General features: G+C 62.3%; 13 protein-coding genes and 1 tRNA gene. 7 read left to right on the top strand and 7 right to left on the bottom strand.

Annotated elements, in window-relative coordinates:
* Positions 1–33 precede the first annotated feature (33 nt).
* Positions 34–107 (top strand) — tRNA-Gly (locus EZI54_RS14805).
* Here the strand turns inward: EZI54_RS14805 and EZI54_RS14800 are convergent.
* The gene (locus tag EZI54_RS14800; protein WP_131482663.1) at positions 73–1,008 is read right to left on the bottom strand and encodes a sterol desaturase family protein; all 936 of its coding nucleotides are present in this window, start codon (positions 1,006–1,008) and stop codon (positions 73–75) included. The two genes, EZI54_RS14805 and EZI54_RS14800, sit on opposite strands and share 35 nt — an antisense overlap.
* A gap of 94 nt (positions 1,009–1,102) precedes the next feature.
* A complete protein-coding gene (locus EZI54_RS14795) occupies positions 1,103–2,410 on the bottom strand; it encodes an NAD(P)/FAD-dependent oxidoreductase (protein ID WP_131482662.1) in 1,308 nt (435 codons plus the stop codon).
* A gap of 401 nt (positions 2,411–2,811) precedes the next feature.
* Here EZI54_RS14795 and EZI54_RS14790 point away from each other — a divergent pair, with 401 nt between their 5' ends.
* On the top strand, positions 2,812–3,435 hold the full coding sequence (locus EZI54_RS14790; RefSeq protein WP_131482661.1) for a YbhB/YbcL family Raf kinase inhibitor-like protein: 624 nt from the start codon (positions 2,812–2,814) through the stop codon (positions 3,433–3,435).
* Between the two features lie 46 nt (positions 3,436–3,481).
* On the opposite strand, the gene EZI54_RS14785 is transcribed toward EZI54_RS14790, so the two are convergent.
* From EZI54_RS14785 to EZI54_RS14765, 5 genes are all read right to left on the bottom strand, one after another.
* Positions 3,482–6,319, bottom strand: a complete 2,838-nt coding sequence (locus tag EZI54_RS14785; protein ID WP_165495766.1) for a BACON domain-containing protein — start codon at positions 6,317–6,319, stop codon at positions 3,482–3,484.
* 313 nt (positions 6,320–6,632) lie between these two features.
* Complete coding sequence (locus EZI54_RS14780; protein ID WP_423227002.1) at positions 6,633–7,343, bottom strand: amino acid ABC transporter ATP-binding protein; 711 nt, start codon at positions 7,341–7,343, stop codon at positions 6,633–6,635.
* Positions 7,344–7,439: 96 nt separating this feature from the next.
* Positions 7,440–8,525, bottom strand: a complete 1,086-nt coding sequence (locus tag EZI54_RS14775) for an amino acid ABC transporter permease (protein WP_131482659.1) — start codon at positions 8,523–8,525, stop codon at positions 7,440–7,442.
* The gene (locus EZI54_RS14770; RefSeq protein WP_131482658.1) at positions 8,522–9,709 is read right to left on the bottom strand and encodes an amino acid ABC transporter permease; all 1,188 of its coding nucleotides are present in this window, start codon (positions 9,707–9,709) and stop codon (positions 8,522–8,524) included. The genes EZI54_RS14775 and EZI54_RS14770 overlap by 4 nt, the downstream gene beginning before the upstream one ends.
* Positions 9,710–9,804: 95 nt before the next feature.
* Positions 9,805–10,830, bottom strand: coding sequence for an amino acid ABC transporter substrate-binding protein (locus EZI54_RS14765; RefSeq protein WP_131482657.1), 1,026 nt, complete (start codon positions 10,828–10,830; stop codon positions 9,805–9,807).
* 487 nt (positions 10,831–11,317) lie between these two features.
* Here EZI54_RS14765 and EZI54_RS14760 point away from each other — a divergent pair, with 487 nt between their 5' ends.
* From EZI54_RS14760 to ectB, 5 genes are all read left to right on the top strand, one after another.
* On the top strand, positions 11,318–12,280 hold the full coding sequence (locus EZI54_RS14760) for a radical SAM protein (RefSeq protein ID WP_131482656.1): 963 nt from the start codon (positions 11,318–11,320) through the stop codon (positions 12,278–12,280).
* 60 nt (positions 12,281–12,340) lie between these two features.
* Complete coding sequence (locus EZI54_RS14755; RefSeq protein WP_131482655.1) at positions 12,341–13,744, top strand: sodium:solute symporter family transporter; 1,404 nt, start codon at positions 12,341–12,343, stop codon at positions 13,742–13,744.
* Between the two features lie 4 nt (positions 13,745–13,748).
* Positions 13,749–14,708 (top strand): hypothetical protein, encoded by a 960-nt coding sequence (locus tag EZI54_RS14750; RefSeq protein ID WP_131482654.1) that lies wholly within the window; start codon positions 13,749–13,751, stop codon positions 14,706–14,708.
* Between the two features lie 251 nt (positions 14,709–14,959).
* Complete coding sequence (gene ectA / locus EZI54_RS14745) at positions 14,960–15,481, top strand: diaminobutyrate acetyltransferase (RefSeq protein ID WP_131482653.1); 522 nt, start codon at positions 14,960–14,962, stop codon at positions 15,479–15,481.
* 136 nt (positions 15,482–15,617) lie between these two features.
* The gene (gene ectB / locus EZI54_RS14740) at positions 15,618–16,886 is read left to right on the top strand and encodes a diaminobutyrate--2-oxoglutarate transaminase (protein WP_131482652.1); all 1,269 of its coding nucleotides are present in this window, start codon (positions 15,618–15,620) and stop codon (positions 16,884–16,886) included.
* Positions 16,887–16,980 lie beyond the last annotated feature (94 nt).

Here is a 16,980-nt window from a genome sequence, read left to right as displayed (position 1 = left end):
CTGCCTGAAATATCTCCCTCAGGAGACCGGTACGCGGGTGTAGCTCAATGGTAGAGCAGAGGCTTCCCAAGCCTACGACGAGGGTTCGATTCCCTTCACCCGCTCCATCCCTTCCGCCGACCGATTCCGCCCCAGCGCGTCCGCCAGCTCCGGCGGCCCGAACAGCACCAGAGCCCGCTCTTTCAGCGTCAGTCCCGGCGCCACCAGATCCCGGAACATGTCCCGCCATTCGTGGAAATTCAGCGTTACGGGATTGTGGGTGCGGATCTGGCGCGGGATGCCATAGTCCGGCTTCTCCACCGCGTCCTCTTCCACAAAGGTGCCGAACAGCCGGTCCCAGACGATCAGGATGCCGCCGTAGTTCCTGTCGATGTAGCGCGGATTGCGGCCGTGATGGGCGCGGTGATGGGATGGGGTGTTCAGGATCCATTCCAGTGGCCCCAGCCTGCCGATGGTCTGGGTGTGGATGAAGAACTGGTAGGCCAGGCTGATGGCAACGGCGAAGATGACCGTTTCCGGCGGAAAGCCGATGAACACGATCGGCAGCCAGAACAGCCACATGCCGGTAATCGGATAGGTCACGCTCTGGCGAAAGGCCGTGGAAAGGTTCAGCTTCTCGGAAGAATGGTGGACCACGTGGGAGCACCAGAACCAGCGGATGCGGTGATGCGCCCGGTGGAACCAGTAGTAGACGAAGTCCTGCACCAGGAACAGCAGCGCCACCGACCAGCCGTTGAACGGAATATCGAACAGGCGCACGTCAAACAGGGCGTTGTAGACCACGATGGTCAGCAGGGCGGCGATCACGTCGCTGGCCTGATAGAGCCCGGCCAGGGACATGTTGGAGAGGGTATCGGCCCAGGTGTAGGTGGCTGACGGGTAGGCCGTGCGGTTATGACGCAGGTGCAGCCACTCGCCGGCCATCGCCAGGAAGAACGCCGGCGCCAGGGCCAGGGTGACCAGATGGGGATCGAAACCCAGCAGATCCGTCAGGGGGGTCGGGGACATACGCACTCCAGTATATCGTTGTACTGGATTCAGTATGTCACCAGAGGCCGCCGGGATCGGTGACCGATCCCGACGTTTTCACTGGCCGATGGCGTCAGTGCAGTTTCAGTCGCGGCTGCATCGCCCGGCTGATGCGGTCCATGAACCAGATCACGCCGGTGCGCAGCAGACCATGCAGGGCCACTTGGTGCATGCGGTAGAGGGACAGGTAGAACAGCCGCGCCACCTTGCCTTCGACGTACATGCTACGGCCGGACAGGTTACCCATCAGGTTGCCGACGGTGGTGTAGCGGCTGAAGTTGATCAGCGAGCCGTGGTCGTTGTAGACGAACGGCACCGCCTCCTTGCCTTCCAGCCGGTTCACCAGCGACTTGTACAGTGTCGCCGCCTGCTGGTGGGCGGACTGGGCCCGCGGCGGCACCGGCCGGTCGGAATCCGGCTGTGGGCAGGCGGCACAATCGCCGAGGGCGAAGATGTCGTCGTCCCGGGTGGTCTGCAGCGTCTGCCTGACCAGCAGCTGGTTGCCGCGACCGGTTTCCAGGCCCAGTTTCGCCAGGAAGGCAGGTGCCTTGATGCCGGCCGCCCAGATCGTCATTTCCGAGGCCAGTTCAATGCCGTCTTTCATGACGATACTGCGTTCGCGCACCTCGCTGACCGGCTGGCCGGTCAGTACCTTCACGTTCTGGTTTAGCAGTTCCCTGGTGGCGGCCACGGAAAGCCTCGCCGGCAGCGCCGGGAGTATGCGGTCAGCCGCCTCGACCACCGTAATGCTGATGTCGTCCTGACGCAGGTTGTTCATCCCGTAAACCGGCAGCTCACGGGATGCCAGCCGCAATTCCGCCGCCAGTTCCACGCCAGTCGCCCCGGCGCCGATGATGGTGATCGGCAAACGGCCGCTGCCGCCTTCCGCTGCGTCATGATTCTTGCGCAGGAAAGCATTGAGCATCAGGTCGTGGAAGCGACGCGCCTGTTCGAGACTGTCCAGGAACAGGCAGTTGGACTGGGCTCCGGGCGTGCCGAAATCGTTGGCGGTACTGCCGACGGCGATCACCAGGGTGTCATAACCGATACGCCGCTCCGGCACCACCTCTTCACCGTCCTGGTCGTGGAAGGCTTGGATCACGATCTCGCGCCTGTCGCGATCCAGACCGCCCATGCGGCCCAACTGGAATTCGTAGTGATGCTTGCGGGCGTGGGCCCGATAGTTGATCTCGTTGGCGCTGGCATCCAGGGATCCGGAGGCCACTTCGTGCAGCAACGGTTTCCAGACGTGGGTCAGTCCGGCGTCCACCAGCGTGATGCGGGCTTTCTGCTTTTTACCGAGCCGGTTACCCAGGCGCGTGACCAGTTCAAGACCGCCGGCGCCACCGCCGACGACGACAATATGATGCAGTGTATCCATTGCGGAGTTCCCAATAAGAAAAGACAGCCAACAGCTCTGGGCTGGAGACGGCACCGTGCCAGACGCTTTTGGCTGTCTTCACTCAGGGTGAGGAGGGCGTATCCTATCGAGTGGGCGGGATACACTCAATGCGACTTCCGGACGCTACGGCCAACGCAGTCATCGGATTTTCGCACGGACCTCACGATGTAGTTATTTTACTACATCGCCGATACCAGACCAAGGCCGCAGGCTGCCCTCCAGCCACCCGCCCTGACTGACAAAAACGACACTGGACACAGGGAAAAACGCCCTGTTACAACATACTCAGGAGTCCCTGAACAAGCGCTGGCCGGGTATCGGCCGATCAGGGCTTGTTCAGCGGCTTCCCCCCGTTCTCCAAACCAAGTAAGGAGCAAACCGTGAAACTGCAAGTGAAAGGGATTACCGAAGGTCAGCCTATCCCGGAAACCTTCGCGTTCGGTGTCTACAGCGAAGAGGACCACATGAGCTTCGGCCCCAATCGCAACCCGGAAGTGGAGTGGTCGGACGCCCCGGCCGGCACGCGGAGCTTCGTGGTGATGATGTACGACCCAGACGTGCCGAGCGTCGCCGACGATGTGAACCAGGAAGGCAAGACGGTCGACAAGGATCTGCCCCGGGTGGATTTCTTCCACTGGCTTCTGGTGGATGTACCCGCGGACACCAAGCGCATTCCGGAAGGGGCAGACAGCGACGGCGTGATTCCCAAGGGCAAGAAAGGCGGCCCCGGCCCGATCGGTATTCGCGGCGTCAACACCTATACCCACTTCCTGGCCGGTAACCCGGACATGGCCGGCACCTACGCCGGTTACGACGGCCCCTGCCCGCCCTGGAACGACGAGCTGGTGCATCGCTATTACTTCGAAGTGCACGCGCTGGACGTGGACACGCTCGGGCTGAGCGGCGAGTTCGAAGGCGACGCCGTACGCGAGGCCATGCAGGGCCACGTGCTGGCCAGCGCCCGCGTCAGCGGGACCTATACCCTGAACCCGACCCTGCGCTGATCCACCCACGGTGATCCGGCGCCGGCGCCGGATCACCGACCGACTATCAGTTGCCTGCCGTAAACCCCGCCGTCACCACGCGCAAACCGTCCGTTGTATCCACCGCCGCGGTGATCTGGTGACTGCCGCTGAGCGTGCCAAAGTCAAACGGGTAGGCCGGCCTGCTGCCGCCCGTCACGGTCCCGGCAAAGTCCCAGGGCGCCCGCCCCTCGGTCTTGATCGGCGAGCCCAGCCGCTCCGGATCGTCCAGATAGAAACGCACCCGCGAGATACCGGCCACGTCGGGCACAAAGACGTAGGCCTCGCCGGTCAACGTCTGACCCGCCAGCGGTACTGCCCCGTCCCGGCTGGGTTGCAGGCTGACCCGGAGGTCATAGGGACTGGCCAGGTCGAAGGCCAGGTTAACGGTCACGACGACATCGTCCTGGCCGGTTGCGCTGATGTGAACCTGCCCCTGGTAGTTCCCCGGAGCCAGCCCATCGGTGTCGATCATGGCGGTCAAGGTGTCGGGCGTCGTCCCGGATGCCGGCGACACGGACAGCCAGCCGGCATCACTGGTGGCGATGTAATCCACCTGGGAGCCGTCCGTCATCACCAGGTCCAGCGTGGCCTGGTCACTGGTCTGCGGCGAGCGCAGGGTGATGTTCACATCAGACGGCTTCACCGACAGCTGGGGGACGAGGTTGGCTACCACAAAGTCGGCCGTCGTCACCAGGACATCGCCTGACTGTGTGGTCACGCTCACCGTGACCGAATGCTGGCCATCGGCAATCGAGGTCGTATCGAAGGGCATCGCCAGATCCGAGGACTGGGTACCGGCAAAGTCGTAGGGGGCGACGTTTTCCGTTTGCCGCGGCGTACCCGAAGCGCTGGGATTGTCGAGGTAGAACCGGGCCTGTTTTACGTTGACCTCCGGGCTCAGGAAGATATACCGGTTGCCCTGCAGCGAGGCGCCGTCCAGCGCTTGTGAGGCGCTTCGGTCGGGAGCGCCCGATACCCGCAGCGAATACGCACCGGCCCCCGGGCGCACCGTAACCGGGATCACCAGCGCCAATCCGCTGGCCTGACGGATAGCGACGTGGGCCACCTGTGTACCGGGATCGAGCCGGGAGCCATCCACCGCAAAGGTCAGGGTGGCGGGCGTGCTTCCGCTGGCCGGCAACACGCTCAACCAGTCCGGCGTCGGTCCGACCGTGAAATCGAGCGATATGCCGGTGGAGGTCAGCGACACGCTCCGGCTGTCATTGCCGTCGGTAGCCACCTCGAAGTCCAGGGCAACCGGATCCGCCAGGTATTGGGCGCCACAGCCGGATTGACTGTAGCGGAACTGGTCCACCAGCACGGGCGGCTCGCCGGTCCCGGTCACTCCAAGCGTGTTCACCACCAGCTCCCCGGTGGCGGTGAAGCTCAGCTCGGCGAAATGGTGCAGCGTGTTGTCCCGCACCACCGTCCAGTAGGGCGGCGTGGCCGACCTCCAGGGCGAGAAGTCCCTGGAGATATTGCTCAACTTACCGCCGGGGCTCACTTTCAGCCAGGTCGTGCCCTCGTCCGTGTCATAGCAACTGCGGGCGGTGGTGGTGGGTGTGTTACTGGTCGGCACATCCACCAGCGGGAAGGTGCGCTCGAAGGATTGGTCGTGGGCCGTCACCACCACTTCGACGCCGTACGCCTCGAAAATGGGGCCGAGCTGGCCGCGTAGGGGCAGTGCCGAGCCGTGATTGCTGCCGTCCGAGAAAGGCGAGGCATGGAAAAACGGTATCAGCCAGCGCTGCCCCCGGGCGCGGGCATCGGCCAGGTCGGCATCCAGCCACTGCAGGGCGTCAGTCGGCAGGCTGGCGTATTCATCCACACCAAAGACGGAAACGAAGTGAACGTCCCCGGCATCGAAGCTGTACATGCGGCGACTGCTCCAGCCGTCCGGGGTGGCGAAATGCATCGCCCAGTCGCCGAACCCCTCACCCAGCAGGATCTCGTGGTTACCGTAGGTGGGCATGATCGGGGAATACTCGAACAGCGGCTGCATCTGCTCGAACCAGGCCCCAATGGTGGCCTGCAACGTGCCGTAGCGCTTGTCCGTGTTGTAGTAGGCGTAGTCGCCCCCCAGCAGCACCAGCGACGGCGCCAGGTTGGCCATTTCCAGGATCACCTGTTCGGTGCCGGTGGTCAGGCCATCGTCCCGGCCAACCAGCCCGGTATCGGCAACGAACAGCACCTCCAGGTCATGCGCGCCGGAGCCGGGCAGGGTGGTGGCGCTGTACAGGCGGCTCGTCACGCCCGGCGCCAGGCTGACGCGCAGGTCATAGCGCTGGCTCGATTGCAGGCCGGTCAGGGTCGCCTCCAGCAGACTGCCTTCCAGCGTGGTGTCGGTGACCTGCGCCGGTGCGGACTGCCAGGCAGCAGAGCCGGCCGGGCGGTACTCGACCACCGGGTCCGCGGGTGGCAGGCGCAGCAACCAGGAGACCGTCAGGCTGGTGGCCGGATCGCCGCGCCAGCCGGTATGGAACTGGGGCGCATCATCACCGTCCTGGGGGCCAGTGCCCGCATTGGCGACATCGAACGTGGCCGTGAGCGTGGCGACCAGTTGGCCTCCTGCCAGCAAACTCGCTGCGATCGTGTGGGGCCCATTGGCGATCGTGGTTGTATCGAACGGCATGCTGTCATCGCTGGACGTCGTTCCGCTGAAATCCCAGGGCGCGTGGTTTTCGACCTGCACTTCCACACCGTCCAGCCGGAAGCGTACCTGATCCAGACCGCTATCCTGGTCGATGAACACGTAGATAACGCCGTCGACGGTCTGGCCTGCAAGGGCAACCGCACCGCTTCGGTTCGCCGATTCGGCCACCACCAACTGATAGGCCGCGACCGGCGACGACGCCAGCGTCATAAGGAGGACAAACAAAAGAACCGCAAGAGACAGGAAACAGGAACGGGACCCCAAGGATCTGACCATGTCGCACCCCCGGCAACCAAAAGCCATCCAACCACTGACCGTGGTCCGGAAGTCGCCAGGCTGCCGCGGTGGGCAGGTACGATCACAACGCCAGTCAACGCCGGCCGTCCCGGGGTGTGGATCACCCTCTGCCGACACGGGCTGGAGCCCATGCGGGGACGGTATGCCTTCAAGTATTGACCGGAAGAATCGGGTTGTCATCGACTTTCCGGCAAACGGTCAACCGGAAAGTCGATGACAGGCAGGATCAGTGGTGAAGGATCTGCTTCAGGAACTGCTGGGTGCGGGGTTCCCGGGGGTTGTCGAAGAACTCATGGGGCGGCGCGGATTCGACGATCTCGCCACCGTCCATGAAGATCACCCGGTCGGCCACGGTCTTGGCAAAGCCCATCTCGTGGGTCACACACAGCATGGTCATGCCGCTTGAGGCCAATTCGACCATGGTGTCGAGCACCTCCTTGATCATCTCGGGATCGAGCGCCGATGTCGGCTCATCAAACAGCATGATCTTCGGCTTCATACACAGTGCCCGGGCGATGGCCACCCGCTGCTGCTGTCCGCCGGACAGCTGGCCCGGGTACTTGTTGGCCTGCTCCGGAATCTTGACCCGCTTGAGGTACTCCATCGCGGTCGCCTCCGCTTCCTTGCGCGGCGTCTTGCGCACCCAGATGGGCGCGACACAGCAGTTCTCCAGTACCGTCATGTGCGGGAACAGGTTGAAGTGCTGGAACACCATGCCCACTTCCCTGCGCACGCTGTCGATCTGCCGCACGTCGTCGGTGAGCTCCACGCCATCCACCACGATCTTGCCCTGCTGGTGTTCCTCCAGCCGGTTGATGCAGCGAATGAACGTGGACTTGCCGGACCCCGACGGCCCGCAGATGACGATCCGCTCGCCCTGGGCCACGTCCAGGTTGAGGTTCTTGAGCACGTGGAAACTGCCGTACCACTTGTTCATGGCCTCCACGTGAATGATGGTTTTATCCGCCTTGGCGGAGTCAACGACCGCCTGGCCCTGCTCGGATTGCATTTGTTCAGTCATGATAGTTTTCCATCAGGTCTTGTGACCGGTATCCAGCTTGCGCTCCAGGTTCTGGCTGTAGCGGGACATGCCAAAACAGAACACCCAGAAACAAAAGGCGACAAAGACATAGCCTTCCGTCGCGACGTTCTGCCACGACGGGTCGGTGATCGTGGACTGGACCGTTCCCAGTATATCGAACAGGCCGATGATCAGGACCAGTGTGGTGTCCATGAACAGGCCGATGAAGGTGTTGACGATGCCCGGGATGACCAGCGTCAGCGCCTGCGGCAGGATGATCAGCCGCATCTTGCGCCAATAGCCCAGTCCCAGGGCACTGGCCGCCTCGTACTGGCCACGGGGAATCGCCTGCAGGCCACCACGGATGACTTCCGCCATATAGGCCGACTGCCACAGGGTGATGCCGATCAGCGCCCGCAACAGCTTCTCGAAGTTCATGCCTTCGGGCAGGAACAGCGGCAGCATTACCGAAGCCATGAACAGCACGGTGATCAGCGGTACCGCCCGCCAGACCTCGATGAAGATGACGCAGAAGCCCCGGATGATCGGCATCTCGGAGCGCCGGCCCAGGGCCAGGATGACTCCCAGCGGCAGCGAGCCGATAATGCCGACATAGGCCAGGATCAGCGTCAGCATTAATCCGCCCCACTTGTGGCTCTGGACTTCTTCCAGGCCGAACCAGCCACCGGGAATCAGGATGTAGCCGATGATCGGCAGGCCGGTCATGCCGAAGATGCCCAGCCAGCGCCGCGCCGGGAAGCGCTCGATGAACTGGGGCACGAAGGCCACCGCCAGCAGGAGGAACATGATGTCCACCCGCCACTGCTGGGCATCCGGGTAGAAGCCATACATGAAGAAATTCAGCCGCTGGTTGATGAACAGCCAACAGGCGCCATCGCCGATACAGTCCTTGGGATCGGCGCCGGTAAAGGTGGCGTCCAGGAACAGCCAGTTCAGCAGGGGACCGACACTGGTCCCGATCATATAGACGACCACAACGGTCAGCAGGACGTTGTACCAGGTGTTGAACAGGTTCTCCCGCATCCACCGTATGGGCGCAAACGCGCGCTTGGGAGGTGCCATCGATTCGCTCATCATCTCTCCTTAAGCGCGGCGGCGCGGTTGTACAGGTTCATGAAGAAGGAGATCAGCAGGCTGACGGTCAGGTACACCGCCATGGTCATGGCCACCACTTCCACGGCCTGACCGGTCTGGTTGAGCGTCGTGCCCATGAACACCGACACCAGATCGGGATAACCGATAGCTGTCGCCAGCGACGAGTTCTTGAACAGGTTCAGGTACTGGCTGGTCAGCGGCGGAATGATCACCCGCATGGCCTGGGGAATCACCACCAGACGCAGCGTCAGGCCGTTGTGCAGGCCGAGCGCGCGGGCCGCTTCGGTTTGCCCCTTGCTAACCGCCAGGATCCCGGAACGCACGATCTCGGCAATGAAAGCCGCGGTGAACAGCGTCAGCGCCACCCACAGGGCCGCCAGCTCGGGAATCAGGGTAATCCCACCACCGAAGTTGAACCCCTTCAGCGCCGGAACATCCCACTGCAACGGGCCACCGGTCACCAGGTACGCCAGCAGCGGCAGCCCGATCAGGATGCCGATACCCACCTTGACCGTGGGAAAGATCTGCCCCGTAGCCTGCTGGCGCTTCTTGGCCCAGCGCTTGATGACCACGACCGCCACGATCGCAATGACCAGCGCGGCCTCCACCCAGCCAAATCCCGGTTGCGCAATCGGATCCGGCAAATAGAGTCCGCGGTTGTTGAGGAAGAACACGCCACCCACATCCACGCTCTGGCGCGGCGTCGGCAGGCTGCGCAGCACGGCGAAGTACCAGAAGAAAATCTGCAGCAGAATGGGAATGTTGCGGATCACTTCGATATAGGCCAGCGACAGTTTGGCGATCAGCCAGTTGCTGGAGAGACGGGCTACGCCGACGATGAAGCCCAGGATGGTTGCGGCCACGATGCCCATGGCCGAGACGAGTAAGGTATTGAGCAACCCCACAAAGAACGTGCGGCCATAGCTGTAGGTCGCATCGTAGGGGATCAGGCTCATGATGATGCCGAAACCGGCAGACTGGTCGAGGAAGCCGAAACCGGTACTGATCCCACGGCTCTCCATATTGGCGAGCGTGTTCTCGATCAGTGTCCAGCCGGACCAGGCGATCACGGCAAGGGCCACGACCTGGAAGAAAATCGCGCGCACCCGCGGGTCGTTCCACGGCTTGCTGCGCGAAGGCTGTAGAGGAGGATTTGTATCGTTCATGGACAATCCCGAAAAGCACCCCAAGGGAATAAAACGTCACTCGCGACAGGACCGGCAGGGACGAACCCCGCCGGTCCTGTATCTGCTCTCAGGATTTACCGCATCGGCGGTGCGTACATGATGCCGCCTTCGGTCCACAGGGCGTTCAGGCCACGTTCCAGGTCCAGCGGCGTGCCCGGGCCGACGTTACGGTTGTACATCTCACCGTAGTTACCCACTTCCTTGATGATCTTGTAGCCGAAGTCGGCCGGCAGGCCCAGCTTCGCGCCCATGTCACCATCGGTCCCCAGCAGGCGCTGGATGTTCGGGTTGTCGGACTTCTTCATGTCATCCACGTTCTCGGACGTCACGCCCAGTTCCTCGGCGTTGATCTGCGCGAACAGCACCCACTTCACGATATTGAACCACTGGTCGTCGCCCTGGCGGACCACCGGGCCCAGGGGCTCCTTGGAAATGGTGTTGGGCAGGATGACCGCGCTGGACGGATCCGCCAGCTTGGAGCGCAACGCCGCCAACTGTGAGCGGTCGGAGGTCAGCACGTCACAGCGACCGGAGGCGAAGCCCTGTACCGTCTGCTCGGAGGTATCGAACACGATCGGCTTGAACTCCATATTGTTGGCGCGGAAATAGTCCGCCAGGTTCAGCTCGGTGGTGGTCCCGGCCTGGATACAGACGGTCGCACCGTTCAGCTCCTTGGCATCGGTCACGCCGATATCTTTCTTGATCAGGAAGCCCTGGCCGTCGTAGTAGTTGGTGCCGGTGAAGTTCAGGCCCAGGGAAGCATCCCGGGTGAGGGTCCAGGTCGTGTTACGCGAGAGCACGTCGATCTCGCCGGACTGCAGGGCCGTGAAACGTTCCTTCGCCGTCAACGGTGTGAATTGCACCTTCTCCGCATCGCCGAAGATGGCGGCCGCCACCGCACGGCAAGTGTCGACATCAATACCGGTCCAGTGGCCTTTGTCATCGGGCTGGGAGAAACCCGGCAAACCGGAGGTAACGCCACACTGGAGATGGCCTTTTTGCTTAACCGCATCCAGTGTCGTCGCAGCCATGGCGTTGCCCGCCATCAGCGTGCCCAGCAGCGTAGCCGTCCCTGCGGCGAGTGTGATCAGTTTTTTCATTATGATTTGTCTCCGAAAATCGGTTGAGTGCATAGCAACCCCGCATCAGCAAGGCCCAAGCCAAGCTTTGCAGGCTGTTGATTTTGTTGTCGTTGTTTGACGCTATCGCGCAAAACCACTGCTCATCATGACCGCATCCGGCGGTTTTGCCGCACAATGGTGCGCGCAGAATCCAGCCCGGCTCGTTGGCGGCCTGCATACAGGATAGGAGAAAAATCGGGATTGCACCGAATTGGTGATGCAACAAGTGGAAGAAAATCCTGTCGGATACCGGAATCCACGTCAGCGACGGCACTCTATTGCGCAATTGCGCGTGCATCCTCAACACGCTTGCTGACGTATGTCCGGGTAATGGGAGGCATCCTGCATGGACAGGATGATCCGTTCTGCGATCAAATCGTTATAACTTTGTGACTTGCGCGTGCGAAGAACCCGCCATAGTGGACCCAGGTCGATGTTCCCTCACGCTATCCCTGATGGAGACACCATGACAAGAAACGCCGCTACCGCTCAACGCATTCCAGCCATCGAGCTGGTCTCGCCGCGTTACACGGACAGCTGGACCCACACCCGCCAAGGTGAGCCTCGTGGATTCATCGATCCGGACAGGCTGACCGAACTCTGGATCCATACCGGCACCGCCTGCAACCTGGCGTGTCCCTTCTGCCTGGAGGGTTCGCATCCCGGCGACGGACGGATTCCGGGCGTGACGCTCAATGATGTCCGCCCATTCATCCACGAGGCGCTGGAGATGGGTGTCGAGCAGTTCTCCTTCACCGGCGGTGAGCCCTTCGTGATTCGCGACTTTATCAACGTGCTGGATTTCGCCAGCCAGCACCGCTCCTGCTTCGTGCTGACCAACGCCACCGACCCACTGCTCAAGCGCACCCATCAGCTGTTGCCGTTGCGGAACAATCCCTATCCGATCCGTTTCCGGGTGAGCCTGGACTTCCCGGACCGGGCCCGGCATGACCTCGACCGTGGCGAGGGCAGCTTTGACAAGGCGCTGGAGGGCATTCGCTGGCTGCATGAGAACGGGTTCGCCGTGTCCATTGCCCGCCAGTCCGACACGGACGAGGACCCGGAGCAGGTGGAAGCGGCCTTCCGCGCCATTTTCCGGGAAGCCGGCATCCCCGAGCATCTCGCCTTCACCGCGTTCCCGGATTTTGGCACGCCGGGCACCGAAGACGGCAGCCCGGAAGTGACCGAAACCTGCATGGAGAAATACCCGACCCGGGAGAGCCGCGCCCATTTCATGTGCACCTACACCCGGATGCTGGTGAAGCAAGGGGACCGGGTCCGGGTCTACGCCTGTACCCTGGTGGACGACGATCCGGACTATGACCTGGGCAGCACCCTGCGCGAGAGCATGGACACACGCATCATGTTGCGCCACCACCGCTGCTTTGCCTGTTATCGCGTCGGCGCCAGTTGCAGTGCCCCGGCCTGACAGCCATCGCCGGAATGAGCGACGTCACCAACAACACTTGAACCAAGGAACCTGTCACCCATGTCGTTTGCTGAAGCGAGTCTGTTCTGGGGCTTCCTGCTGGTCTATGGCGTCGTCATGTACGCGCTGTCTCCCCGTAGCCGTAATGCGGCTTCCTTCTACAAGGGTGCGGATGATCGCGGCAACCCTGTGAGTCAGTGGTCACTCACGGCCAGCATTTTCATCAGTTGGATCTTCGCCAAGTCGGTCACCAACGCCGCCAACCTGGGGGCGGCGTACGGCGTGGTCGGGGGGCTGGCCTACGCCACTTACTGGCTCTCCATTCCCGTCGCCGGCTACATCATCTACCTGATCCGTACCCAGACCGGGGCCAGCAGCCTGCAGGAATTCCTGACCTCCCGCTTTGGCCGGCTTGCGGCCGTCAGTTTTGCCGCCGCCATCCTGATCCGTCTGTACAACGAGGTGTGGAGCAACACCGCCGTGGTGGGCGGGTATTTCGGTCTGCCCGGCGATACCGCCTATTACACCGCCGCCCTGCTGTTCACTGCCTTCACCCTGGCCTACAGCCTCAAGGGCGGCCTGCGCAGTTCCATCTTTACCGACGTGATCCAGGCGATCCTGTTCGTCTTCTTTGTGGCGGCGGTGCTGTTCCTGATCATTCCCGCCAACGACACGGGCGCCCTGCTGACCACCGGCGACTTCCGGCTCGATGCCGGCGCCGACCTGTTACTGGTGGCCGGACTGCAGATCTTCAGCTACCCGTTCCACGACCCGGTGCTCACCGATCGCGGCTTCGTGAACAAGGAAAAGACCATGTTGAAGAGCTTTGTGGTGGCCGGGCTGCTGGGCTTTGTGGCGGTCTTCATCTTCAGCCTGGTGGGCGTCCACGCCCGCTTGCACGACATCGCCGCCAACGGCAATGCGCCGGCTGCCGTGGGCGCCGCGCTCGGTGTGACGGCCCTGTTCTTCATGAGCGTGGTGATGATGACGTCCGCCGGCTCGACGCTGGACTCCACGTTTACGTCCCTGTCCAAGTCCATTGCGGTGGACCTGCCACAACTGGTCAGGCGAACCGCCAACCGGCTGCCCAACATGCGCGTGGGTGCGGTGGTGATGGTGGCCTTCGCCATCCTCGGCAACCTGCCCATGTTGGCCGGAACCGATATCCTCAAGGCGACGACCGTCTCCGGCACCATGGTGATGGGACTGGCGCCGGTGTTCCTGTTCTACGGCTTCACCCGCTGGTCACCCTGGAGCTTCCACCTCAGTTTCTGGACCGGCATCGCGCTGGGGCTGGGGCTCGCCCTGGGCCTGATCCCCGATAGCTGGGCCATCGGCAACGGCCAGTACGCCGCGCTGCTGGGGGTAAACGCCTGGGGCATCCTGATCTGCACCGCCGGCTTCTTCCTGCCGATCCTGGGGCAACGGCTGCTGGGCCGGCGGCCGGCCTCCAGAGAGGCGTGATGCCATGACGCAAGCGCCCGGTCGCGGTTGCCCGATCCACTACCGTTACCGGCCCGAGCAACTGTGTGCCGATCCGCAACCGGCCGACGCGGACGTGCTGTATGTAATCGGCGGACTGTACGGCAATCCCGAGGCGCTGGACGCCATCGAGCGGTTGGCCGCACAGGAGCGGACCGCCGGACACCGGGTGCGGTTGGTGTTCAATGGAGACTTCAACTGGTTCAACGCCGATCCGCAGGTCTTTGCCCGTCTCAATGAGCGGGTTCTGCGACACGACGTGATCCTGGGCAATGTCGAGTACGAACTGGCGCATCCCAGCCCTGAGGCGGGTTGCGGTTGCGCCTATCCGGACTTTGTCGACCAGGTGGTCGTGGAGCGTTCGAACCACATCATGGCGCGCCTGCAATCCGTGGCCGCCCGGTATCCCGATATCCAGGCCCGGCTCGCGGCCGCCTCCCGCTGGCGCTGCTACGAGATGGCCGGCCAGACCCTGCTGATCCTGCACGGGGATCCGGAATCCCTGGCCGGCTGGGGCCTGGCCCATGAAAACCTCGTGCGCCCGCAGCACGGTGTTCAGGTTGCGGACTGGTTCCGGCGCACCGGGGCGGATGTGATCGCCAGCACCCACACCTGCCTGCCCGCGGTCTGGCAACGGGCCCTCGACGGCGGCCTCGGTCCACGCGCCGTGATCAATAACGGAGCCGCCGGAATGGGCAACCTGTGGGGAGACACCCGCGGCCTGATCACCCGCATCGCGCCGGCTCAGCGGTCATCGCCCGCCACCCCACTGCTGCAGGTGACACAGGGCGGGCTGACGCTTTCACTGCTGCCCGTGGCCTTTTCCCTTGACGACTGGCTGCAACGCTTCCTGTCCTGGTGGCCGGATGGCACTGACGCCAATCTGTCATATCACCGGCGCATCCTGTCAGGCACGGACCTGCGACCGGATCAGATCAACCTGTAACCGGCTAATCCCTTGTCAGCACTGGGAGAACACCGTTTTTTGGTTGCAACTGTCGCCAACGGCAACCCGTCCCAATTTGATTTTTCTTTCGAGGTCTATATAATTACAACTCTAAAGATTAACGCCGAGCCGCATTTATTTCTTTTATTTCAGCGGTTTAAAGGCCTCAGAAAGGCTTCTGCACTCAAATGGAGCATCGTTAAGCCTTTCGAATGAATTTAACTCTAAATGACTGGACAGCTAACACCGTTATGACCATTGAAGGTTCGAATACAACCGCCATCACCCTTCGCACGCCGCGCAAGGATGATGGCTTCCGGCTTCACCAGTTGGTGGCAGAGTGTTCGCCGCTGGACCCGAACTCGATTTACTGCAATCTGCTGCAATGCAGCCACTTCGCCGAAACCGGCGTCGCCGCCGAAAAGGATGGCGATCTGGTTGGCTTTATCTCCGGATACATTCCCCCTCAGCAGCCTGAGACCGTCTTTGTCTGGCAGGTCGCCGTCCACGAGAAGGGACGCGGTCAGGGTCTGGCCAAGCGGATGCTCAAGGCCATCGTGAGCCGGGATGCGTGCAGGAACGTATCTCATCTCGAGACCACGATCACCGCAGACAACGAGGCGTCCTGGGCACTGTTCCGCTCGTTCGCCCGCGATCTGGGTGCTGAACTCAGCTATACCGAGCATTTTGAGAAGGAGGCCCACTTTGGCGGTCACCACGACTCAGAATTCCTGCTCCGTATTGGCCCCTTTGCCCAGCCAGTAAACGGCTAAGGGCGCCATACGTCCCTGTAACGGGTGACCGGCCCGTTCCGGATGGTATTTTCCCGCAGCGTCTGATCCCGGGCGACCGAGCACACGTGAGCGGCGCTGCATTCACCTCGAACCTGACATGCTAAGAGGCAAGACAATGGAACTTTTCAAGACGATCGAATCCGAAGTCCGCGTTTACTCCCGTTCATTCCCGGTAATCTTCAACCGGGCCAAGAACGCCCACCTGTACACCGAGGATGGCAAGGCCTATCTCGACTTCCTGGCTGGTGCGGGCTCGCTGAACTATGGCCACAACAACGACATTCTGAAGAAGGCGCTGCTGGAGTACATTGAGAACGACGGCGTCAGCCAGGGTCTCGATATGTTCACGACTGCCAAGCACGACTTCATGGAAGCGTACAAGAAGTACATCCTCGATCCCCGTGGTCTGGACTACAAGATGCAGTTCACCGGCCCGACCGGCACCAACTGTGTCGAGGCGGCGCTGAAGCTCGCGCGCAAGGTCAAGGGCCGTGACACCATCATCTCCTTCACCAACGGCTTTCACGGGGTGTCCCTGGGCGCGGTTGCCGCAACCGGTAACAAGCACCACCGCGGCGGTGCCGGCGTTCCGCTGGGCAGCGTCAACTTCATGCCGTACGACGGCTACCTGGGCGACGACGTCGACACCATTGCCATGATCGACAAGATGCTCAGTGACGGCTCTTCCGGTATCGAACTGCCGGCCGCCGTGATTGTCGAAGCGGTGCAGGGCGAAGGGGGGCTGAACGCCGCCAGCGCCGAGTGGATGCAGAAGCTCGAGAAACTGTGCCGCAAGCACGACATCCTGCTGATTGTCGACGACATCCAGGCCGGTAACGGCCGCACCGGCGAGTTCTTCAGCTTTGAATTCGCGGGCATCAAGCCGGACATCGTGACGGTTTCCAAGTCCCTGAGCGCCTATGGCCTGCCGATGGCCCTGGTGCTGTTCAAACGCGAACTGGACGTCTGGTCCTCCGGTGAGCACAACGGTACCTTCCGGGGCAACAACATGGCCTTTGCCACGGCCCGGGCCGCGCTGGAGACCTACTGGAAAGACAACGGCTTCGCCGAAGAGGTGAAGAAAAAGGCAGGCATCCTGAACGCCGGCCTGAAGGCGATCGCCGATCAGTTCAAGGGCGAGTTCAAGCTCAAGGGCCGGGGCATGATGCAGGGCATCGCCTGTCGCAACGGCGACCTGGCCGGCCAGATTTCGGCCCGCGCCTTCGAGAAAGGCCTGATTATCGAGACTGCAGGTCCTGACGATGAAGTCGTCAAGTGCCTGATGCCGCTGACCATCAGCGAGGAGGACCTGAACAGGGGTCTGTCCCTGCTGAAGGAAAGCGTGGAAGAGATCATGAAGGAAGACATGAGCAAAGCCTCCTGATCCAGGCCGTGCAGGAAGCCGAGAGGGGCAGCGATCACCCATAGGTGCGCTGCTGTCCCTCAGGAGGGCCGCCTTCGGCCGGGACGCCGTCAGG

The sequence above is a fragment of the Marinobacter halodurans genome, from assembly GCF_004327985.1.
In the GTDB taxonomy this organism is placed as follows: Bacteria; Pseudomonadota; Gammaproteobacteria; order Pseudomonadales; family Oleiphilaceae; genus Marinobacter_A; species Marinobacter_A halodurans.
The sequence above is the reverse complement of the archived record's forward strand: the minus strand, read 5'-3'. Positions and strand labels throughout refer to the sequence as shown.